Annotated in this window: 18 protein-coding genes; 6 read left to right on the top strand and 12 right to left on the bottom strand. The window is 39.0% G+C overall.

Annotation, left to right across the window (positions count from 1 at the left end; all coding sequences use genetic code 11):
• Positions 1-21: 21 nt before the first annotated feature.
• The 9 genes from ABD676_RS01975 to panC form a co-directional block, all read right to left on the bottom strand.
• Positions 22-576, bottom strand: a complete 555-nt coding sequence (locus ABD676_RS01975; RefSeq protein ID WP_344672995.1) for a DUF4136 domain-containing protein — start codon at positions 574-576, stop codon at positions 22-24.
• Positions 577-623: 47 nt separating this feature from the next.
• Positions 624-2,264, bottom strand: coding sequence for an NAD+ synthase (locus ABD676_RS01970; RefSeq protein ID WP_344672994.1), 1,641 nt, complete (start codon positions 2,262-2,264; stop codon positions 624-626).
• A gap of 195 nt (positions 2,265-2,459) precedes the next feature.
• Positions 2,460-3,065, bottom strand: coding sequence for an FKBP-type peptidyl-prolyl cis-trans isomerase (locus tag ABD676_RS01965; protein ID WP_344672993.1), 606 nt, complete (start codon positions 3,063-3,065; stop codon positions 2,460-2,462).
• A gap of 168 nt (positions 3,066-3,233) precedes the next feature.
• Complete coding sequence (locus ABD676_RS01960) at positions 3,234-3,860, bottom strand: FKBP-type peptidyl-prolyl cis-trans isomerase (protein WP_344672992.1); 627 nt, start codon at positions 3,858-3,860, stop codon at positions 3,234-3,236.
• 71 nt (positions 3,861-3,931) lie between these two features.
• Positions 3,932-4,411: a thioredoxin family protein gene (locus ABD676_RS01955; RefSeq protein WP_344672991.1), complete on the bottom strand. Its 480-nt coding sequence runs from the start codon at positions 4,409-4,411 to the stop codon at positions 3,932-3,934.
• On the bottom strand, positions 4,411-6,756 hold the full coding sequence (locus ABD676_RS01950; protein ID WP_344672990.1) for a TonB-dependent receptor: 2,346 nt from the start codon (positions 6,754-6,756) through the stop codon (positions 4,411-4,413). Before ABD676_RS01950 ends, ABD676_RS01955 begins: the two co-directional genes overlap by 1 nt.
• A gap of 108 nt (positions 6,757-6,864) precedes the next feature.
• The gene (locus ABD676_RS01945; RefSeq protein ID WP_344672989.1) at positions 6,865-7,227 is read right to left on the bottom strand and encodes a hypothetical protein; all 363 of its coding nucleotides are present in this window, start codon (positions 7,225-7,227) and stop codon (positions 6,865-6,867) included.
• A 1,274-nt stretch (positions 7,228-8,501) separates the two neighbouring features.
• Entirely contained in the window at positions 8,502-8,849 is a 348-nt protein-coding gene (panD, locus tag ABD676_RS01940) for an aspartate 1-decarboxylase (protein ID WP_344672988.1), read from the bottom strand.
• Positions 8,850-8,888: 39 nt separating this feature from the next.
• Positions 8,889-9,752, bottom strand: coding sequence for a pantoate--beta-alanine ligase (gene panC, locus ABD676_RS01935; protein WP_344672987.1), 864 nt, complete (start codon positions 9,750-9,752; stop codon positions 8,889-8,891).
• 145 nt (positions 9,753-9,897) lie between these two features.
• Between panC and ABD676_RS01930 the strand changes: the two genes are divergently transcribed.
• Entirely contained in the window at positions 9,898-10,719 is an 822-nt protein-coding gene (locus tag ABD676_RS01930) for a glycogen/starch synthase (RefSeq protein WP_344672986.1), read from the top strand.
• 177 nt (positions 10,720-10,896) lie between these two features.
• Positions 10,897-11,379, top strand: coding sequence for a 2-C-methyl-D-erythritol 2,4-cyclodiphosphate synthase (ispF, locus tag ABD676_RS01925; RefSeq protein ID WP_344672985.1), 483 nt, complete (start codon positions 10,897-10,899; stop codon positions 11,377-11,379).
• Here ispF and ABD676_RS01920 read toward each other — a convergent pair.
• Positions 11,376-12,602, bottom strand: a complete 1,227-nt coding sequence (locus ABD676_RS01920) for a TCR/Tet family MFS transporter (RefSeq protein ID WP_344672984.1) — start codon at positions 12,600-12,602, stop codon at positions 11,376-11,378. The two genes, ispF and ABD676_RS01920, sit on opposite strands and share 4 nt — an antisense overlap.
• A gap of 310 nt (positions 12,603-12,912) precedes the next feature.
• On the opposite strand from ABD676_RS01920, the gene ABD676_RS01915 reads away from it, so the two are divergent.
• Positions 12,913-15,174 carry a penicillin-binding protein 1A gene (locus ABD676_RS01915; RefSeq protein ID WP_344672983.1) on the top strand — a complete coding sequence of 754 codons (2,262 nt, stop codon included), beginning with the start codon at positions 12,913-12,915 and terminating at the stop codon, positions 15,172-15,174.
• A gap of 69 nt (positions 15,175-15,243) precedes the next feature.
• Positions 15,244-17,061: an excinuclease ABC subunit UvrC gene (gene uvrC, locus ABD676_RS01910; protein ID WP_344672982.1), complete on the top strand. Its 1,818-nt coding sequence runs from the start codon at positions 15,244-15,246 to the stop codon at positions 17,059-17,061.
• Here uvrC and ABD676_RS01905 read toward each other — a convergent pair.
• Both ABD676_RS01905 and ABD676_RS01900 read right to left on the bottom strand, forming a co-directional pair.
• Positions 17,047-17,376 carry an iron-sulfur cluster assembly protein gene (locus tag ABD676_RS01905; RefSeq protein ID WP_344672981.1) on the bottom strand — a complete coding sequence of 110 codons (330 nt, stop codon included), beginning with the start codon at positions 17,374-17,376 and terminating at the stop codon, positions 17,047-17,049. The genes uvrC and ABD676_RS01905 overlap by 15 nt on opposite strands.
• Before the next feature lie 18 nt (positions 17,377-17,394).
• Entirely contained in the window at positions 17,395-18,567 is a 1,173-nt protein-coding gene (locus tag ABD676_RS01900; protein ID WP_344672980.1) for a glycosyltransferase family 4 protein, read from the bottom strand.
• A 98-nt stretch (positions 18,568-18,665) separates the two neighbouring features.
• On the opposite strand from ABD676_RS01900, the gene ABD676_RS01895 reads away from it, so the two are divergent.
• Entirely contained in the window at positions 18,666-19,643 is a 978-nt protein-coding gene (locus tag ABD676_RS01895; RefSeq protein WP_344672979.1) for a polyprenyl synthetase family protein, read from the top strand.
• A 58-nt stretch (positions 19,644-19,701) separates the two neighbouring features.
• The gene (locus tag ABD676_RS01890; RefSeq protein ID WP_344672978.1) at positions 19,702-20,478 is read left to right on the top strand and encodes an amidohydrolase; all 777 of its coding nucleotides are present in this window, start codon (positions 19,702-19,704) and stop codon (positions 20,476-20,478) included.
• The last annotated feature ends 1 nt before the right edge of the window (position 20,479 follow it).

Here is a 20,479-nt window from a genome sequence, read left to right as displayed (position 1 = left end):
TATTCAACAAATACTTGTTTCTTATTTTACTGGATATTCTTTAAAAATTCCCTGAACAACCTCAGGCAATTCATTAATGGCTCTTTCAGGAGCTTTAACTTCACCAGATCCACGTGCTTGCCATACCACCGTATTTGTTTTACGATCTAGTGCTTCGATGATCAAGTGCGAATAACGGTATTTTTCTTTACCAACAGGGTAGGATGGTCCTCCATAATATCCCCAACCCCAAGGACGATACCATCCCCAAGGATATCCCCAAGTGGTATTGCCATATACTAAACGGCTTTTATTGTTTACAATAGAGATATATCGGAATAAAATATCCGGATTTTCCTTGCTGTATTGCATACCTCGAGCGGTCAATTCAGCATTCGCAGTGGAGAGAATATTCTCTCTCGCAATATCGTTATTGAAATAATTCTTTGATAAGGAGTCTACAGGTGTTAACCAACCGTATGTCTTATACTGTGAGAAATCTATTTTCTGAACCCTCGTCATGTTATAATTATACGAAGCACAGGAGGCAAGGAATAAGATGATCCCAGCAAAAAGTAATATCCTAAGCGTTTTCATAATCAGCATTTTAGGGTTAGACAAAATTTCGAATAAAAGGTTTAACGTTAAAAGTTAAATTTTGCAACCAGAGGCATAGTTCTCCCAGGGCCAAATGCTTTAGGACTGACACGTAAGATTGGAGGTGCTTGAAAGCGTTTAAACTCCGCATTATTCAATAACTTATTTACTCTTAAAACTGTTGCCTCATCAAAGCCCAAAGCTATGACATCTGTATATGGTTTTTCTTGCTCAATCAACTGAAATAAAATGCTGTCTAATATGTCATATTCCGGAAGTGAATCTGAATCTTTTTGACCAGGACGCAACTCTGCAGATGGTGGTTTGACAATAGTATTCAAAGGGATGATCTCTCGATCACGATTGATATACTTTGCCAACTGATAAGCCTGCGTTTTATACACATCACCAATGACACTTAAAGAACCTGCCATATCACCATATAAAGTGCCATAACCTACTGCAGCTTCACTTTTATTCGAGGTATTCAATAAGATATTTCCAAATTTATTGGATAGTGCCATTAATAGTGTACCTCTAGTCCTGGCTTGTATATTTTCCTCTGTTGTATCCGGTTTTAGACCTTTAAATGCTTCAGCCAAGGTATGATCAAAGGCTGATGCGATATCTTTAATAGGTAAAATAAGCTTTTGACATCCAGTATTTTCCACCAAGTCTAAGGCATCTTTTAAGGAATGATCTGTCGAATATATGGAAGGCATCAAAACGGATAATACCTGCTCAGCACCTAATGCTTCGCATGCCAAGGCCGCTACCAATGCCGAATCTAATCCGCCCGATAAACCTAGAACTGCTTTCTTAAAACCTGATTTTTGAAAATAATCCCTTAATCCCAATACGATTGCATCATGAATCAATGCAATTTCCGAATATTGCTTTTCATCGGTTTTTGTTTCAGAAACCAAATCATTCCCTTGAAACTCTGCAAATTGCAAATCCTCCTCGAAACTCTTCATTTCCAGGATAGATTCTGCCTTTCTGTTTAACGCCAATGATCGTCCATCAAAAATGATATCACATTGCGCACCTACTTGATTGACATAAATTAATGGGGCATTTCCTTTGATAACATTTCTGCTCAATACATTTTTACGGTTTTCAAAATGAGTATAGGAAAATGGTGACGCAGCAATATTAATAATCAAATCAGGATGTTGCTTAGCTAGATCTTGCATAATGTCTCCTACATATGAATTTGGACCATCATCATCCCATAAGTCTTCACAAATTGTGAGCGCAACAGTCTTGCCTTGTACTTCAATGCAGGAAACCGAGCGACTAGGTTCAAAATAACGATACTCATCGAAGACATCATAATCTGGTAAAAGACTTTTTTTAACGACTTGTTTTACCTCGCCGTTTTCCAATACCAAAGCAGCATTGTATAAGGATTTGCCTTCCCCATCATTATTAGGAACAGGAGCACCAATAATGCAGGTAATATCCATACAATGCTTGGCAATTTCCTCAATACTGGCATAACATGCTTTTAAAAATGCGGAATTACGTAGTAAGTCTTTCGCTGGGTAACCTCCGATAGCCAATTCAGCAAATACAATTAATCCAGCACCAGCCGATTTGGCCTGCTCAATAGCCTGTATAATCTTTGCATTATTCGCTTCAAAATTCCCGATATGATAGTTGAGTTGTGCTAGTGCAATTTTCATGTTTCCCTATTTATGGTAAAATTAACGATAAATTCTGCTTTTCCCTTATTCCTTTTTGTTGAATTTAGGCAATTAACATGCCTTTTTGCAAATCCATGAACCATACTGATAGCATATAACAGTAAACGGCTCCCTATAATAGGAAGCCGTTTACTTGTAAAATCATTTTGTACAGAAATAATTCCAAAATTGGATTTATTTAATGCTAAATACCTCGATTGTAAAATCTAGAGGAGAATCCTTCGGGATTTTTAAATTTTTATCCTTGTCGTACTGAGGTACATTATCGTAGCATAATGGTGAGGGAGCGATAAATCGGATCTTATGACCTTTTTTCAAACCATCTTTTACTAAGCCGGTATAATACGTCTCACCACCCATAACCACTGTTTCTGGGAAGAAGGAATACGGAAATGCCGGAATTAGATTACCATAGTTAATCTTCCAAGTTACCTTTTCAGGACTTGCATCAAATATAGTCCCATTCATTAATTTTCCAGTATACATCAACTCAACCGTAGGGGTTACAAAACCACCATTGGAAATAACATATTGGTAAGAAATATCTGTTGGTTCTGCTAGAATCTCGTACCAAATCCCTGATTTCTCATTAAATTTTGGATTAGTAAAGTGTGTCTTCGCATAGGTTTCCAGCATTTCTTCCTGTGCATCAAACGTAGAGTCAATTCGCGCTTGTTCTTTTTCGCGATCTTTGGAGTTATCTACAATATCATTCTTCATACAAGAGCTCATCGCCATTGTGGCAAATAAGACTATAAACAAAAGGTTAATCTGTTTCATGGAATAGTTTATTATTAAATTTTTAAGGTTTAATCGTTATTTCGGTATTATAGGTGCTAAAATAGCGAATTTATTTTGCTTATCGGTTAAGGATCAGCTGTTGTAAACAAAACAGCACCTACTTTGGTAGATGCCGTTTTATATAAGTATAAGTAATTGTTGAGCTAATTACATTTGGTCCACGATGTCGATTACTTCGACAGTGTACTCTACAGGTGAATCTTTCGGTACAATAACTTCTCCTTTAGAGTTTTTACGCTCTTTGTTATCATATACGTATGGTGAAGGCGCAATAAATTTGAATTTATGACCTTTTTTAACACCATCAGCAATCATTCCGAAAACTTGACTCTCTCCATTGATTGTTATTGTTCTAGGAAGGAATGCACGAATCCATGCATTGGTCACATTGATGTTTGCGTCCGGACGCATTAAGAATGCTTGCGCTGTAGCTGAAGCATCTTCGAATACTGTTCCGTTTAACAATCTTCCGGTGTATTTAACCGTGATTTTTGGGACGTTATAGCCATTTCCTGAAACAACCCAGTTGTAGGATCTATCTGTAGCTGCTGCTAAGGTATCCATGTACATTCCGGTTACCTCATTGTATATCATATTGGAAGAGAAATGCTCCGCAGCATAAGCCGCTAAATCATCTTTTTGTGCTTCTAAAGTCGAGTCAATACGTGCTTTCTCTTTCTCATAGTCAAAATCATCCACGTAATCATTTTTCATACATGAAGTAATCGTTCCAACAGCAAGTAGGGCAATAATAAGTAATTTGAAATTTTTCATAAGTCGTTATTAGTATTATAAGTATTACAGTCATGAACGCTCCGTTAACCGTAAACGCTACAAAGAAAGTGTTAAATTTTTAAAATATTTAACATTTCTTTTGTGCTGAGATAATTCGATCGACGTATTATGACCTTGAAATCAGGGTCTAGTAGGACCGTGAGGGGGAAAACTGCTTTTTCCTTTTTCCCTAAAAATACTTCTGCGATCGAATGGTATTGACCAACTTTTTTAGTTCGAACCTGATTCGTAAATGCTTGACCTTCGAAAAACAACGTATCTGTTGTCTCGGCATCCAATGAAACAGCATAATAATCAGCATTTACCTTTTTAACCACTTGAGGGTCTTGGAACCCCTCGTTAAGCATCTTTTTACAATAAGCACACCAGTCCGTATGAATAAACAAAAGGACAGGCTTTGGATTTTCAGCCAAAGAATCGCTTAGTTGCTCGAAACTCAACCAAAGGATTTCCTCCTTACTGTGTGTTTGTGCACACAGTTTGGAGGAGGATAATCCTGCAAGAAGTAGGATAAATGCTAATAGTCTCATTAATGAAAATGTCCTAGTTTAACACCAAATGTTACTGTTCTTGGACGCGATGGTCCATAAATGTATTGTGAATCTCGAAGGGCTCCAGTGTCAAAATCTTTCTGGAAGGCATTGAACATATTCTGAATACCACCGAACACCTCAACACTAAATTCTTTCTTCACCTGGAAGGTATAGCCTAAACGTAAATTGATTTCATAGAATTCCTTACCTGTTTTCAATACCATAGACTCTGGGGCAACCATATGGGGCACCAACATCGATCCTGTGTACACGGAAGTTAAATCCACACTAAATGGCTTCACCGGCTTCCAATTGGCATTAAGGTACCCGTACACATTCGGCGTACGAACAAAACGTTTGCTGCTGATATTCTCCGCAGCGGTTGGTCCTTCAAATAAAAGCTGATCGTCCTTGTATTCCGAACGTTGAATCGTTCCTCCTGCTTGGAAACTTAAATCTGCCGAAGGGGCAACATTCAATTCGATATTTGTTCCATAAACCATTGCTCCTGTACCATTACGCATCTCTTCGATAATAAGATTCTCTTCTTCCGAAGTCATAACGGTAGTAAAAGGATTATTTAATTGGGTATAGAAACCTTCCAGTAATAAACTGGTCTGGGTTGTTCCAAAATTCTTGGTAAAGTTGAATGAACCTGTGTAAGCATTCGAATACTCTGTTTTCAGGTTTTCACCGATTAAAACGAAGACCTGCTGTCCCCCAACAGAAGTGACATGCATGTCTTCGTTAAATGCCTGAGGGGCTCTAAATCCGCGGGCAAAGCCACCACGGAATTGTAGGTAGTCGGTAATGTCGTAGAGTAGGGTCAAGCGTGGACTAAATGTCCCAAAGCTCTCTGATGAGCTTCGGTTATGTCCGGCAAGGCTATAACTGCCATCAACATAGGTATAATCGTAACGTGCGCCCAATAAGGACTTCAAGTTTTCTAAGATGTTCCATTCGTATTGTACATAACTGCCTAAGCCATGCGTTTTTTGGTCAATAGTCCGTTGGTATCCCGGAATTTTATCCTTGGTATGGTTGTTATTGAACTCCACACCGGCAGTTAAGACATCTCGCTCAAAAGTATAAGTGTATTGCGTACCGGCAACCATGGCAAAATCATCGGTATCACCATAAGAATTGGCTGCCAACACACTGTCCTGATGGGTTCTTCCTCCACCTAATCCTCCATAGAAGCTTTCGCGATCAGTAAATTGTGCCGATCCGTAAAGGGAAATTTTATGCTTATAGTCTTTTGAATAATGATCGTAGGTTAATCCACCAATAAGTGAGTTTGTGCGCAATTGCTCTGTAACATCCGTAAAATGTGGTGCTTCTTCAATTCGATCTCCACCACGGCGGAACTCATTCAATACGCTTAAATCCAAGGTAATCTTGTCGAAATCCGACGGACGGTAAAAGGCTTTGGTACCAAAGGTCAGGTTCTTCAATTTAGTCATCTCAGAAAACCCGTCACCATTATGATCATAAGCTTCTCTGTTGCGGTGCATTCCATAAAATGTCACACCCGTTTTCAAATCATTATCAATATAGGAACTGTTAAAATCGATGGTATTATCCCATGATTTTCCACCGATGATGGCATTGGTCGATTTCAATTGCCAGTCGTTTTCTACCGGATCTTTGGTGATGATATTGATGGTACCTGCAATCGCATTAGCACCAAACAAGGCAGATCCACCACTACGGACAACCTCAATACGGTCAATCATACTCGTCGGGATTTGGTCTAATCCATAAACGGAATTTAGTGCACTGAATACCGCACGGCTATTGATTAGGATTTGTGAATAAGCACCTTCCATACCGTTCAGGCGTACTTGGCTAAAGCCACAATTCTGACAATTATTTTCTACCCGCACGCCTGGCTGATAATTTAATGTCTCAGACATCGCCACAGATTGTGTTGCGTTGAATAGTTTTGGACTCAACACATTGACGATAACCGGTGCTTTCTTGCGCTCCATGCCATATCGTGACGCACTAACCACCACTTCACTTAAATTCAGGTTATCTTCATGCAAGTTAATGTGAATCGGCTGTTGCTGGTCAGTTGCACTTACCTGTTTTTTAAGGGTTTGATAACCTATAGCACTAATGCTTAAACTCTTAACGGGAGCTTTCACAGCTTCAATATGAAAATTCCCAAGGCTATCTGTAGCCGTCCCTTGTTTAGTACCATCCACTTGAACAGTGGCATTTGCTATTGGTTCGTTCTTTTGATTCTTTACTGTGCCACGAATTTGGGCATGTATGTTTAAAGTGCCCACAACAAATAGGGACACCATCAGGACTATCCTGAAGATTTTTAATGTCATATGATAATTAGCAATAATAAATAATGTATGGGTATCCATAATGGATAAGACATACGAATACAGTTAGCCCTGTGAATCGCGGTTCATGGGCATTAAAATGATGATATATTACGCTAAATAGCTGGGAGGATCCAGACCAGTGTAGAAGGCTAGGACTTGTTTGATTTCCGCAAAAACCTGCTCGGCATAATCAATTTCAGTTAAAACCTGCTGAATAGGAGCTGAAAATGTCTGCGATTCCCAGTTCAGATAACTGCCTTGAAAGACAATATCTAAAAATCTGATCTCCGCATCCGAGTGGTGTTTGTGGTGATGTTTCTCCCCTAGGTTGTAAGGGTGAATGTGGGTGACGATCTCGCCAGTTGAAGTAACCTCCTTGTGCATAAACACCACGCCACTAATAATGATTCCCACCATCCAGTAAAACAGGAAATGGGCAATAAATTGGCGATATGATCGGATGAACTTCATGTAGCTTAGGACGTATCCTCCGCAAAATTAGCGATTTTGTTACGACACATCCAAATGAATTCTATGTTAACAACAAATATATGAAGTTTTCGCAATTCCTTGATCTGAACTATTTCCCAACATTACTGAAAACCCGCTAACCATAAGTTTACTCATCCCTAAAACAGCGAAAATATTAGTGAGTTTTGGGAAGTTTGACAAGCGGGTTTTACGCAGGATTTTTAACTTTTCAAGCAAGATTTTCTGTGATAATACTTTGTTTTCTCCTTGACTTTTATATGACGTCTAATCGTCTCTTACAGAGGTTTTCTTTGGTACTTATTCGGATCTCCTTCGGAACTTGTTCGGAACTCCTTCGGATCTCGTTCGGTTAGAAGCGAACGAGATCCTAAGAAGATCCCTATCAGATCCTTGGAAAATCCGTAGGGTTCACGAAGGAAAGTGGAGGAGTGAGATAGGAGACCGCGATGCTATTAGATATGAAATAGAAAGGAACTCAACTCTTTGGCGAATAGACTGTCTATTATTTATTATTTTAAAAACCAGGCAACCATTCCACTGCTCTCTAAGTTAGAGATGACTTATATCCCTTTTTCTATCTCATATCTCACGTCTCATATCTAATAGCGCAGCGGTCTAATTAGGTAAGTGGATTTATCCCCGACGAGAAGGAACAGAATGTCCGCCCGTTTAATTTAATTTTAGACAAAAGATAATAGAAAACAGATAATAGACATCTAAAAACTGATTCTAGATGGCGGGCGATGCATGCATCGCCCCTACAAACAACTGTGATTTTATTAATCCTAACCACCATTACTGTAGGGTCGAAGCATGCTTCGACCGCCTCTAAATAATCTCATAAGGACAAAAAATAACGGCATAAAAAAACCAACTGTCTTGAAATGGCAGTTGGCTTTAAAGATATAGTTTAAAGTTCCTAAATCTTCGATTTAGGATGACGGGTTCTTGTGGGGGTGGAGAAAAGACTCTTCGCTTCGCTCTGAGTTGTAAATAACATAATCAACCTTATCAGTCTCAAATCTCATATCGCAGTGATCTAAATAGATGGAAGCATACTTCAACCGCATCAAAATAATTCCTTAAAACTATCTCGCCAATTGGTCTAACTACTTTATGCTATCGACTATATACTGCCCGCAGGGCTCAGACTCTTCGCTTTGCTCTGAGTTGACCTACAGACGTCTTTTATCTGTTGTCTTGTGTCTGTTATCTCACATCTCCTATCTCACATCTAATAGCGAAGCGGTCTCCTAAAGCAACCTATTATTCTCATCCGGGAAGATCACCATAGGTTTGAAGGCTTTGGCTTCTTCGCGTTCCATAGTTGCGTAGGAGATGATGATGACGATGTCACCGACTTGCACAAGACGTGCAGCGGCTCCGTTTAAACAGATGGTACCAGTGCCACGTTCTCCTGGGATAACGTATGTTTCCAGACGGGCGCCGTTATTATTATTAACCACTTGTACTTTTTCATTGGCGATTAAGTCAGCAGCTTCCATTAAGTCTTGATCAATGGTGATGCTTCCTACATAATTCAACTCCGCTTGTGTAACACGAGCGCGGTGAATTTTTGATTTCATTACTTCAATAAACATATTGCAAAGTTAGGCTTTTCGATGTAAATGCTTTGTAAATTATTTTGTGGAATCTGCTTCCTGTAAGATGATATTGTCTATTAAACGTACGTTTTCTACCCAAACAACGATTAAGGCTACATAACCAATTCCAGGTTGAATACTTTTTACCGGTTCAAGACTGCTGGATTCAACAATGCTCAAGTATTCTAATGTCAATGCTGGATTACTAGCAAGTAAGTCCATCGCATTTTTCAGTAGTACTTCTACCGATTGTTGATGAATATTATCTTTAATGTAACGCAGGGCTTTAGAAAGATATAGCGCATTTTCTTTGCCTTCTTCCGATAACCTTGCATTTCTAGAACTTAAGGCTAGCCCCTTGTCACTACGGACAGTAGGGCAAATCAATAGTTTAATGGGCAATTCTTTGATGTCAATCATGCGTTGGATGACCATCACTTGTTGAAAGTCCTTTTGACCAAAGCACGCTTGATCTGGCTTCACTAAAGAAAAAAGTTTATAGACGATTTGTGTAACACCTTGGAAATGGCCTGGGCGATGTTCTCCTTCCCAGATGCGGTCTAGATTTCCCAAATCAATATGCCATTCTGGATCATTCGCAGGGTACATCTCCTCTACACTAGGTAGGAAAAGAATGTCACAATCTACAGATTCCAATAAAGCGATATCATTTTCTATAGGTCTGGGATAGTTCTCCAAATCCTTGGGGTCGTTAAACTGTGTGGGATTTACGAAAATACTGCAAACAGTGATGTCAGTTCTCGGCTTTGCGTATTCGATTAACGATAGGTGACCTTCATGCAAAGCGCCCATAGTTGGGACTAAGGTAATGGTCTTGTTCTCCTGACGGACTTGCTGGAGAATCTCCTGCAGTTCGGCTTTAGTACGTACTATTTTCACGTCAAAAATTTAGAAATTAGCTGCAAAAATGAGGAATAAAGTTTAAATTATAAAACGATGATTTTTAATCAATTGTAAAATTGATAAATTATATGTATCTTTGTAGACCGATTTTACTATTCAATAAATAAAAAAACAGTTGGAGATGGCAAAAACGAAAATCTTGTTTATTACCCATGAAATGTCGCCTTTCCTTGAATTAAGTAAAATTTCTGAAATAACACGCCAGTTACCACATGCTATGCAAGAAAAAGGATTCGAGATTCGAATTCTAATGCCACGCTTTGGAAACATCAACGAGCGCAGAAATCGTCTTCATGAAGTGATAAGGTTGTCGGGAATGAACATTGTGGTGGACAATAATGATAATCCGCTAATTATTAAGGTAGCATCCTTGCCGGCGGCAAGAATGCAAGTGTACTTCTTGGATAACGAAGAGTATTTCCAACGGAAGAAAGTATTCCGTGATGAGCAAGGGAAATTCTTTGACGACAATAACGAAAGATCCTTATTCTTCTGTAAGGGTGCTTTGGAAACTGTCAAGAAACTAGGATGGTCACCTGATGTGGTACACTGCCACGGATGGTTTACCGCTATGGTTCCTGCTTATTTGAAAACCGTTTATCAGAATGATCCTACTTTCAAAGATGCTAAGGTGTTTTACTCGCTCTTCAAAGAGGATTTTGAAAACGCTAGCTTAGGAAGTAAGTATGCTGAGATGGCTTCACAAGTGGACATCGACGCGGAAAAATTGAAAGATTATGCTTCAGGTTCTTATGTAGATATCTGTAAAGGTGCGCTTTCATTTACGGACGTAGTGATCAAATGCGATGAAGGGATCAATCCGGAAATCAATGCTTATATTCAAGAGCATAATATTCGCACATTTGAACCTGCTTCAGATGAGGATTATGATGCTTTCGGCGAACTTTATGATGAGTTCGTAAATGAAGAGGTTTCAGCTTAAGCTGCTCTTCAAAGAATCGAAATACGATTTAGAATATATAAAATAATATAAGCTGCATCTCATTAAGATGAGCAAGAAGATTAGAAAAAGGGCTTTAAGCATAAAACTTAAAGCCTTTTTTATGTGCTTCAGGTTTATTTGAGCATCTTTATGCAGATTTAAATAACAATATTGGCAATGAAAATTAAAGTAGGTTTTGGTTTTGATGTCCACCAGATGAAAGAAGGACATCCTTTTGTTGTTGGAGGCGTAACTTTAGATCACCATGCTGGTGCATTTGGACATTCCGATGCGGATGTATTGGCACATGCAATTTGTGATGCCATCCTTGGTGCTGCCAATTTGGAAGATATCGGTTATCATTTTCCAAATACGGATATGCGTTGGAAGGATGCCAACAGTTTAGATCTATTGCGTCACTGCATCGTTTTGATTAAAGAAAAGGGCTTTGTACTAGGCAATATCGATGGAATGCTTTGTTTGGAAGCGCCTAAGATTAAACCATATATCCCTCAAATGAAAGCTAATATTGCTGAAGCAGCAGGTATTTCTTTGGAGGATGTTTCTATCAAAGCGACTACAAACGAGCAAATGGGATTCATCGGAAGAGAAGAAGGTGTTGTTGCCTATGCGGTTTGCCTATTGGAAAAACAAGCTTAGTCGATATTTTCCGACTTTGTTCTAAAATAATTAATGGCAAGGATGACGGCTATAAATGCTAGCAGACTGCCTAAGTAAAATGGAGCGCCCGGTAAATATACCGAGGCGTTCTTTTTGGTAAATGCAGAAAATAAACTGGTCATCAGTAATGGACCAATGATGGCTGTCAGGCTGATGATACATGTTAGCCCTCCTTGAATTTGCCCTTGCTCATTAGCAGGTGTCTGATTGGATATGGAGCTTTGAATGGCAGGGCCGGCAATCCCAGCGAATACATAAAATATACTCGTTGCGTACAGCCATCCGGTATTAGGAGCAATACCCATAGCTAAAAGTGATATGCTGTTCAAGAGTAGACCCAATACAATGGCTTTTGGAATTCCTAATTTTGGAATTATTATGCGAATTAATCCTGCTTGGACTATGGTCAGTAATATGCCTATAAAGCCTAAAGAATAGCCCACCATTCGTTCATCCCAATGGAATTTCTCCATGGTGAAATAAGACCAGGTACTTTGTACGGCATGGGCTGCCACGTTTATCAGGAATATACAGATGACCAAGGCTTGAATTTGTGGGTATTTCCCAATATGCCGAAAACTACCTATTGGATTGGCGTTTATCCAACGGAAGTTTCTACGGTTTTCTTTTTTTAGAGATTCAGGTACTACGAAATAGCCATATAGGAAATTCAAGAAGGAGAGGCCGGCGGCAGCAAAGAATGGAATTCTAGAGCCGTAATGCCCAAGTACACCACCCAATACAGGACCAATAATAAAGCCTAAACCAAAGGCTGCTCCCAATAATCCAAAGTTTTGAGCTTTGTTTTCTGCTGTACTGACATCGGCAATATAAGCTGCAGCAACAGTATGACTTGCACCAGTAATACCGGCTACCAAACGACCTACAAACAGCCAAAAGATGGAAGGGGCAAAGCCTATGAGCAAGTAATTGATGGTGAAACCAAATAAGGAACACAATAATACCGGTCTACGTCCAAAATGATCAGATAAGTTGCCCAATATTGCTGCAAAAAAGAATTGCATAAAGGCATAGCAGAAGGTGAGCCAACCACCATAGGAGGAGGCTTGACTCAAGTCACCATGTATCAGCTCTTTGATTAATGCCGGCATTACTGGGATGATAATTCCCAATCCAATAGAGTCTAAAACAACTGTAATGAAGATGAAAAGAAGTCCTGCTTGTGATTTAGTATTCGGCATAAGATATAACGAAGGTAATTATTTTGAAGCACAATCTTCTAGTACGCTATAAACAGCTCAGCATCTTTTAGGTTTTATTTTTTTATTGCTATAAATACGGGTTTTTATGTAGAAAATTTTGGAGTAGGAAATGGGTTTTAAAGCCTGATTAGCTGATGTTTTAAAGAAAATTGAATTCTAGTTTAGTAACATTTCTATTCATCTAGAAAATTATGGTATTTTTGTAGCGTTCAACAAACAATTGGCACACTTACTGATATTATGGAATCCATGCAGGTCCATAATAAGTGGATTATTCGTTAAATAGCAAATGAAGAGAGAATCAAAGAATAGCAAACTTACAGAAGAAGATGTAAAACGGTATAGCCTAAATTATTGGAAGCTGTTAATCGGGTTAATTGTTTTTGCTGTATTGTTCCTCATTAGTGTCCGTGTGGGGATATTTGGAAAATTACCAACCTTTAAGGATCTGGAGAACCCAAAGAGTAATTTGGCTTCAGAAATAATAACTGATGATAACAAAGTTTTAGGTACGTATTATGTTCATAATCGTTCAAATGTAAAATATAGTGAATTATCGCCTTCTTTAGTGCAGGCATTGGTTTCTACGGAGGATAAGCGTTTTTACGAGCACTCCGGAATTGACTATTCCCGTACCTTATCAACCGTAGTTTTAACGCTTGGTGGAAATAAACAGGGGGGTAGTACCATAACCCAACAGCTAGCATTAAACTTATTTGGAGAGCGTCGCGCGAAGAATTCCTTAAAACGTATCATGCAGAAGTTCCAAGAATGGATTACTGCTGTACGTTTAGAGCGAAATTATACCAAAGAAGAGATTGTGATGATGTATTTCAACACCGTCGATTTTGGTGCTTATAATACCTTTGGTATTAAATCCGCAGCTCGTACTTATTTCAATTCGACTCCGGAGAAATTAACACCAGATCAAGCAGCCTTATTAGTTGGGATGTTGAAAGGTCCAGGTGAATATTCTCCTGTACGTCGTCCTGAACGTGCTTTGGCTCGCCGTAACTTGGTGTTGCAGAATATGCGTGATCAAAACTTCATCAGTAGTGAAGAGTTTGAGAAAAATAAGGCAAAACCTTTAGGATTGAAATTAACCATTTCAAACTATGGGGAAGGTTTAGCTCCGTATTTCCGTGCGGTATTAAAAGAAGAGATTAAGAAAGAGTTTCAACGTTTAGCTATCACTAAACCTGATGGTACTCCTTATGATTTAGATCGTGATGGATTGAAAATCTATACGCCGATTAATTATAAGATGCAACAATATGCAGAAGATGCTCAAAAGGAATGGATGACTCGTCTGCAACGTGAATTTGATAAACAGTGGAAGCGTAGAAATGCCTTTACTGGAAAGAATGCAAATCTTCTGATTACCGGTATGAAGCGTTCTGATCGTTGGCATACTTTAAAATCTGAAGGTATGACTGAGGATCAAATCAAAAAGGAGTTTGAGAAAAAGGTTCCAATGACCCTGTTTACTTGGAAGGGTTCAGTGGATACAGTGATGACGCCATTGGATTCTATTAAGTACACGAAATTGTTCTTAAGAAATGCCATGATGGCGATGGAACCAAAAACAGGTTATATCAAAGCTTGGGTTGGTGGTATTAACTTTGAGCATTTTAAATATGATCAAGTACGCTTAGGAACACGCCAGGTGGGTTCAACAGCTAAACCATTTGTATATGCTTATGCTATTGACAATGGTTATGGTCCATGTGTGTCTATACCTAACCACATGCAGACTTATGGCGATTGGACACCTAAGGGAACCGTTCAAGGTGGTGACCCTATTACTTTAAAGAATGCAATAAAATACTCACAGAACTATGCTTCTGCTTATTTAATTTCAGAAGTTGGGGCATCTAATGTTGCCGAATTCACGAAAAGAATGGGCGTGAATTCCAATATCCCAAATAACTTATCGATTGCATTGGGTTCTTACGATGCTTCTTTATTTGACATGGTGGGTGCTTATTCTGCCTTTGTAAATCAAGGTACTTATGTAGAGCCTACGATGATTTTGCGTATTGAAGATAAAAATGGTGCGCCGATTTATGAGAAGGCACCAAAAGTATCGATGGTATTGAACAGAGAAACGGCTTATGCGATGGTGGATATGCTGAAAGGTGTAGTCGATGGTGGTACAGGTAGTCGCTTACGTTGGGATCCTAACTTTGGTGGATTGAAAAATCCAATCGGTGGTAAAACAGGTACAACGAATGACAACTCCGATGCTTGGTTTATCGGTATCACACCGGAACTGGTAGCTGGAGTATGGACAGGTGCAGAAGACCGTGGTATTAGCTTTAGCAGTATGCAGTATGGACAAGGGGCGGCAGCAGCCATGCCAGTGTTTGGTTTGTTTATGCGAAAGGTGTATGCGGATAAGAACTTGAACTATTCGCAAGAAGACTTCCCTAAACCTGAGGGGGGTATTACCCGTTTTGAAATGGATTGTTCGAATTATTCCAAATTCTATGGAAATGAACCCTCACAATCCGATTCACAACAGTTAGATGATGATCGGTTAGGATTTTAGCCCTAACTTTAATAAATTTAAACCAGACCCGTACGGATAATACCGATTGGTCTGGTTTTTTTGTGTGAGATGATGGAATTTGATTATAAAAAGGAATTAAGCAAAATACCCCATAAACCTGGTGTCTACCAATATTTCGATAAAGATGATGTCCTGATTTATGTCGGAAAAGCAAAGAACCTTAAAAATAGGGTAAGCTCGTATTTTGTCAATCCGCAACAACTTAATAGTAAAACTCGGGTATTAGTTCGCAAGATCAATCGGATAGCTTTTACTATTGTGGATACGGAGATTGATGCCTGGTTATTGGAGAATAATCTGATCAAAAAACATCAGCCACGCTACAACGTCATGTTGAAAGATGACAAGACCTATCCATGGATTGTCATTAAGAATGAACGCTTCCCAAGAATTTTCTGGACACGTAAATACATTAAGGATGGCTCTCGATATTTTGGCCCATATGCCTCTGTAGGTATGATGCATATCGTGCTGGATATGATAAGGGAGCTGTTTCCTCTACGTACCTGTAACCTGAGTTTAACAGAGGAAAACATTTCCAAAGGGAAGTTTAAGGTTTGTTTAGAATATCAGATTGGAAATTGTAAAGGACCTTGTGAGGGATACCAGACAGAAGAAGATTACGATCAGAATCTTTCCGATATCAAAGATATCTTAAATGGAAAAATAGGTGTAGTGACCAATCGACTGAAAGAACAGATGCAAGCTGCAGTGGAAGCTATGGATTTTGAAGGTGCGCATAAGTTTAAAGTGAAACTGGAGAAATTAGCGAACTACCAAAGTAAATCTACCGTAGTAAATTCCTCCATCAGTAATGTTGATGTGTTTAGCATCGCTTCGGAGAATAATTATGCCTTTGTGAATTTCTTAAGGGTGGTCAATGGAGTTATTATACAAACTCAAACAGTAGAACTTAAGAAGCGATTGGATGAAACTGATGCGGAGCTACTGGCTATTGCTATTCCTGAGATTCGATCGAGATATCGTAGTCTTTCCCGAGAAATTATAGTTCCTTTCGAATTGGATATCGAAGGAAACGAGGAGATAAAATTTGTCATTCCTAAGTTAGGGGAGAAGAAGAAGCTATTGGAGCTTTCGCTTAAGAATGTCGCCTATTTTAAGAAGGAGCGACTCCTACAATACGAAAAATTAAATCCAGAAGTTAAAACAGAGCGTGTTTTGACACAAATGCAGAAAGACCTTAGGTTGCCTGTAATGCCAAGACATATTGAATGTTTTGATAACTCCAATATTCAAGGTAATTATCCTGTATCTGCCATAGTGGTTTTCAAGGATGCCAAACCATCTAAAAAAGACTACCGGCACTTTAATGTGAAAACAGTTGAGGGACCGAATGATTTTGCAACCATGGAGGAGGCTGTTTTTAGACGTTATAGGCGATTATTAGATGAAGACCAGTCATTGCCTCAACTTATTGTAATTGATGGCGGAAAAGGACAGTTAGGAGCTGCTTTGAAGAGCTTAAAGCTATTGGGCATTGAAAAGAAAGTAACGGTGATTGGTATTGCTAAGCGACTGGAAGAATTGTATTATCCGGGAGACCAATACCCACTTTATTTAGACAAGAAATCGGAGACGCTAAAGATTATTCAACACCTGAGAGATGAAGCGCACCGATTTGGTATTACATTTCACCGAAATCAACGCAGTAGGAAGACTTTCGTGTCTGAGTTGGACAATATACCCGGAATTGGAAAGGTGACGGTTGAGAAGCTCTTAAAGACTTTTAGATCGGTAAAGAAAATACGTGAAGCTTCTGATGAGGACCTAAAAAAAGTGCTTAACCTTAAACAGGTACAAGCACTTCGACAGTATTTTTCAGAATTGAGCCTAAAGGAAGCCTAGTTCAAGCTTAGCTTCTTCACTCATCATATCTCTATTCCAAGGTGGATCAAAAGTCAATTCAACGATTGCCTCATCGATCCCTTCAATAGCCGATACTTTTTGTTGTACTTCGTTCATCAACTCACCAGCAACAGGACATCCTGGAGCCGTCAAGGTCATTACTATCTTAGCTTGTCTGTTTTCTTTGGTAATAATTTCATAAACCAGTCCTAGATCTAATATATTAGCTGGTTTTAACTCTGGATCATATACAGTAGCCAATGCAGCCTCAATCTGAGGAGCAAGACCTAATCTATCCATTACGATAATGTTCATGTTTGTTTCCTTTCTAAATTAATTATTGGCAGCAGCCTTTTCATCTAAAACAGCCTGATAACAGGCTTCCAATTGTTTCATGACGATCTTCTGCTGATATTTTTTGAGGAATTCTTCTCTACAATTCGCTTTAATCTCTTGCTTTTTCTCAGGATCTAAAGCTGTCCATTCGCCAAGCTTTTGGATTAGTTGGCTATGGTTATGAGGGTCAAATAACATTCCTGTATACAAAGGTACAACCATTTCGCCTAAAATACCAACATTGCTAGCAAGCACTGGAACAGCTAGTGAATAAGCTTCTAAAACAGCCAAAGGCATTGATTCATAGCATATTGATGGAACTATTACTGCGCTGGCAGCTGCCATATGCTTGCGAAGGATGTCCTTATTCTGGAAACCAAAATATTGAATATTGGCACTGTGCTGACAAATCTTCTCAACTTCTTCCTGCAGGGGTCCTGTTCCAAAGACTTTCAACTTGTAATTACTGGCTTTCCATGCATGCAGTAATGGAAGTATTCCTTTTTCTTCTGATAGACGACCTACATAGACAAATTCATCACCGGTCTCTGCCTCCACAGCCGGGAAGTCCTCCACAAAATTGGGCTTAACACTAAACTTCTTAATTTTAACCGGAAAAGTAGAGCGTTCAAATAACCTCTTAGAGAAATCAGAAAGTACAATGTAACGATCAATCATATCGAAAGATCCTCTTTTTCGATGTGTCCAATAAGTAAAGGCCGTCCAAAAGGTCTTGATATAGGAGTTTTCCAACACTTTTAAGCGTACCGCTAACCAAGGAAAGTTCCTCGAAATAGAATCTAGGAAGATGTTTCCATCGTAAAAAAGTGTTGCCGAAGGACATAGCAAACGAAAATTATGCAATGTCATCAACATGGGGATACCTAGTTTTTTGATGTGTAAGATAAATAGGGGACCTAATCCATAATGCATGTTATGGATATGAACAATGTCGGGTTTGAAAGCCTTAATCTTCTCTTTTAAGCGCTTAGTCTCCTTCCAGTTCATGGGATAGGTAAGGTATTGTAGATAACCCGCCAATCCTTTCACATTTTTAGTCGTAAAACGCTCCACTTCATGGTTAGCTAATAGGGCATCCATTTCTTGTTTTACGACGAAGTCCTCGCCACCTATATGTTGGTACTCATTATGAACGATTAATATGCGCATATTGGGGGTCTAATTTCCGCAATTTACACAGTATACAGCGAATATTCAAAAGGCATTTCGCAGTAAATTGCTTATCTTCGTACCAATTTTTAGTAAATATGTTCGAGCAAAATCCCTATAGTAAACTAATCTCCAATTATATTCAGCAAGCAGAATTTCCAAATGAGCCTCGGGAACTTTACGATCCTATTCGGTATATTCTTTCCTTAGCGGGTAAGCGCATCCGACCTATGCTGGTTTTGATGTCTGCAAGGTTATTTGGAGAGCAAGATATGTCCAAAGCTTTACCTGCCAGTGCTGCCATTGAGTATTTTCATAATTTCTCCTTGATTCATGATGATATTATGGATAATGCTCCTCTACGTCGTGGAAAAGATACGGTACATGAGAAGTGGAACAACAATGTGGCTATATTATCAGGTGATGGTCTTTTGGTAAAAGCTTATCAGGAATTGGGTAAAAGTCCGAAGGAGCATATTGCAGAGTTACTAACTGTGTTCAATCAAGTAGCCATTGAAGTCTGTGAAGGGCAGCAGTTGGATATGGATTTTGAGAAACAGCTCGAGGTTAGAGAAGAGGATTACCTTCGAATGATCAAGCTGAAGACTTCTGTACTCTTGGGCGGCGCTTTACAAATGGGGGCTATATTGGCCAACGCTACTAAAGAGCAACAAGATTTAATTTATGGTTTTGGTGTTAACCTTGGAATTGCCTTTCAATTGCAAGATGATTTCTTAGATGTCTATGGAGATCCTTCCAGCTTTGGTAAACAAGTAGGTGGAGATATCCTGGCCAACAAAAAAACCATACTACATATTCATACTCAGCACCTTGCTAAAGATGCAGATCAGGAGGAATTCCAGTTGCTGATTCAAGATTCGAACATCAGTAATGAGGACAAGGTGAACCGTATGAAAAACTTATATGCAAAATTAAATGTTGATCAATACGCTGAAGGGGTAAAACAACGTTATATGCATTTAGCCTATGAACAATTATCACAATTGAATGTAGACGCAACGCGTAAAGAAGAACTATTTGCTTTAGCCGATATGTTGATGCATCGAGCTAAGTAAAATTAGTTTATTTGTAGAGTTTTTTTTATTTTGTAGCATATAGCGTATCGTAATTCGAATGGAGCCATTAAAAATCACCATATTTCAAGCTTACCTATTTTGGGAGAACGTAGATAAGAACCTTCAGAACCTCGGTTTAAGGTTGTCTTCACTACGTGAAAAAACGGATTTAATCATCTTGCCAGAGATGTTTAATACGGGTTTTACGACCAATGTGGAGAAGTGTGCAGAGACCATGAATGGGAAGACCATGCATTGGTTGTATGAGACTTCGCAGAAATTTGGATGTGTGGTTGCAGGCTCTTTGATAATCGAGGAGTCTGGCAAGTATTACAATCGTTTTATTTGGATGTCTCCGGATGGCAGCTTTGTACATTACGATAAGAGGCACCTATTTGGTATGGGCGGAGAGGACAAAATCTTTACAGCAGGTCAATCCCGTATCATTTTCCAATTAAAAGGTTGGCGTATCTGTCCAATGGTATGCTATGACCTCCGATTCCCGGCGTGGTCAAGAAACCAAAATGCAGCATATGATTTATTAGTTTACACAGCCAGTTGGCCAGATAAACGCTCTGCACATTGGCGAGCTTTAATCCCTGCTCGTGCAATTGAAAACCAGTCCTACGTAATTGGTGTTAATAGGGTAGGACATGATGGTAAAGAAGTTTACTATTCTGGAGGATCAATGTGTATTGCCCCAAGTGGAGATGTGGTTTATTATAAACCAGAGGATGAAGATCTATATACTTTTACCTTGAATCCAAAGGATTTGGAAGACAATAGGGCGCAGTTCCCTTTCTTGAACGATCAGGATCAATTTAAAATCTTATAAT

The organism is Sphingobacterium kyonggiense, assembly GCF_039536825.1.
Lineage (GTDB): Bacteria > Bacteroidota > Bacteroidia > Sphingobacteriales > Sphingobacteriaceae > Sphingobacterium > Sphingobacterium kyonggiense.
Note: the sequence above shows the minus strand (reverse complement) of the source record. Positions and strands in the feature narration are given on the sequence as shown.

Excerpts from the sequence above, each read along its gene's own strand:
- ABD676_RS01950 (WP_344672990.1), bottom strand. The coding sequence starts at position 6,756 with ATGACATTAAAAATCTTCAGGATAGTCCTGATGGTGTCCCTATTTGTT.
- ABD676_RS01945 (WP_344672989.1), bottom strand. The coding sequence starts at position 7,227 with ATGAAGTTCATCCGATCATATCGCCAATTTATTGCCCATTTCCTGTTT.
- ABD676_RS01895 (WP_344672979.1), top strand. The coding sequence starts at position 18,666 with ATGTTCGAGCAAAATCCCTATAGTAAACTAATCTCCAATTATATTCAG.
- ABD676_RS01965 (WP_344672993.1), bottom strand. The coding sequence starts at position 3,065 with ATGAAACAGATTAACCTTTTGTTTATAGTCTTATTTGCCACAATGGCG.
- uvrC (WP_344672982.1), top strand. The coding sequence starts at position 15,244 with ATGATGGAATTTGATTATAAAAAGGAATTAAGCAAAATACCCCATAAA.
- ABD676_RS01915 (WP_344672983.1), top strand. The coding sequence starts at position 12,913 with ATGAAGAGAGAATCAAAGAATAGCAAACTTACAGAAGAAGATGTAAAA.
- ABD676_RS01890 (WP_344672978.1), top strand. The coding sequence starts at position 19,702 with ATGGAGCCATTAAAAATCACCATATTTCAAGCTTACCTATTTTGGGAG.
- ABD676_RS01930 (WP_344672986.1), top strand. The coding sequence starts at position 9,898 with ATGGCAAAAACGAAAATCTTGTTTATTACCCATGAAATGTCGCCTTTC.
- ABD676_RS01905 (WP_344672981.1), bottom strand. The coding sequence starts at position 17,376 with ATGAACATTATCGTAATGGATAGATTAGGTCTTGCTCCTCAGATTGAG.
- ABD676_RS01975 (WP_344672995.1), bottom strand. The coding sequence starts at position 576 with ATGAAAACGCTTAGGATATTACTTTTTGCTGGGATCATCTTATTCCTT.
- panD (WP_344672988.1), bottom strand. The coding sequence starts at position 8,849 with ATGTTTATTGAAGTAATGAAATCAAAAATTCACCGCGCTCGTGTTACA.
- ABD676_RS01960 (WP_344672992.1), bottom strand. The coding sequence starts at position 3,860 with ATGAAAAATTTCAAATTACTTATTATTGCCCTACTTGCTGTTGGAACG.
- ABD676_RS01920 (WP_344672984.1), bottom strand. The coding sequence starts at position 12,602 with ATGCCGAATACTAAATCACAAGCAGGACTTCTTTTCATCTTCATTACA.
- ispF (WP_344672985.1), top strand. The coding sequence starts at position 10,897 with ATGAAAATTAAAGTAGGTTTTGGTTTTGATGTCCACCAGATGAAAGAA.
- ABD676_RS01900 (WP_344672980.1), bottom strand. The coding sequence starts at position 18,567 with ATGCGCATATTAATCGTTCATAATGAGTACCAACATATAGGTGGCGAG.
- ABD676_RS01970 (WP_344672994.1), bottom strand. The coding sequence starts at position 2,264 with ATGAAAATTGCACTAGCACAACTCAACTATCATATCGGGAATTTTGAA.
- ABD676_RS01955 (WP_344672991.1), bottom strand. The coding sequence starts at position 4,411 with ATGAGACTATTAGCATTTATCCTACTTCTTGCAGGATTATCCTCCTCC.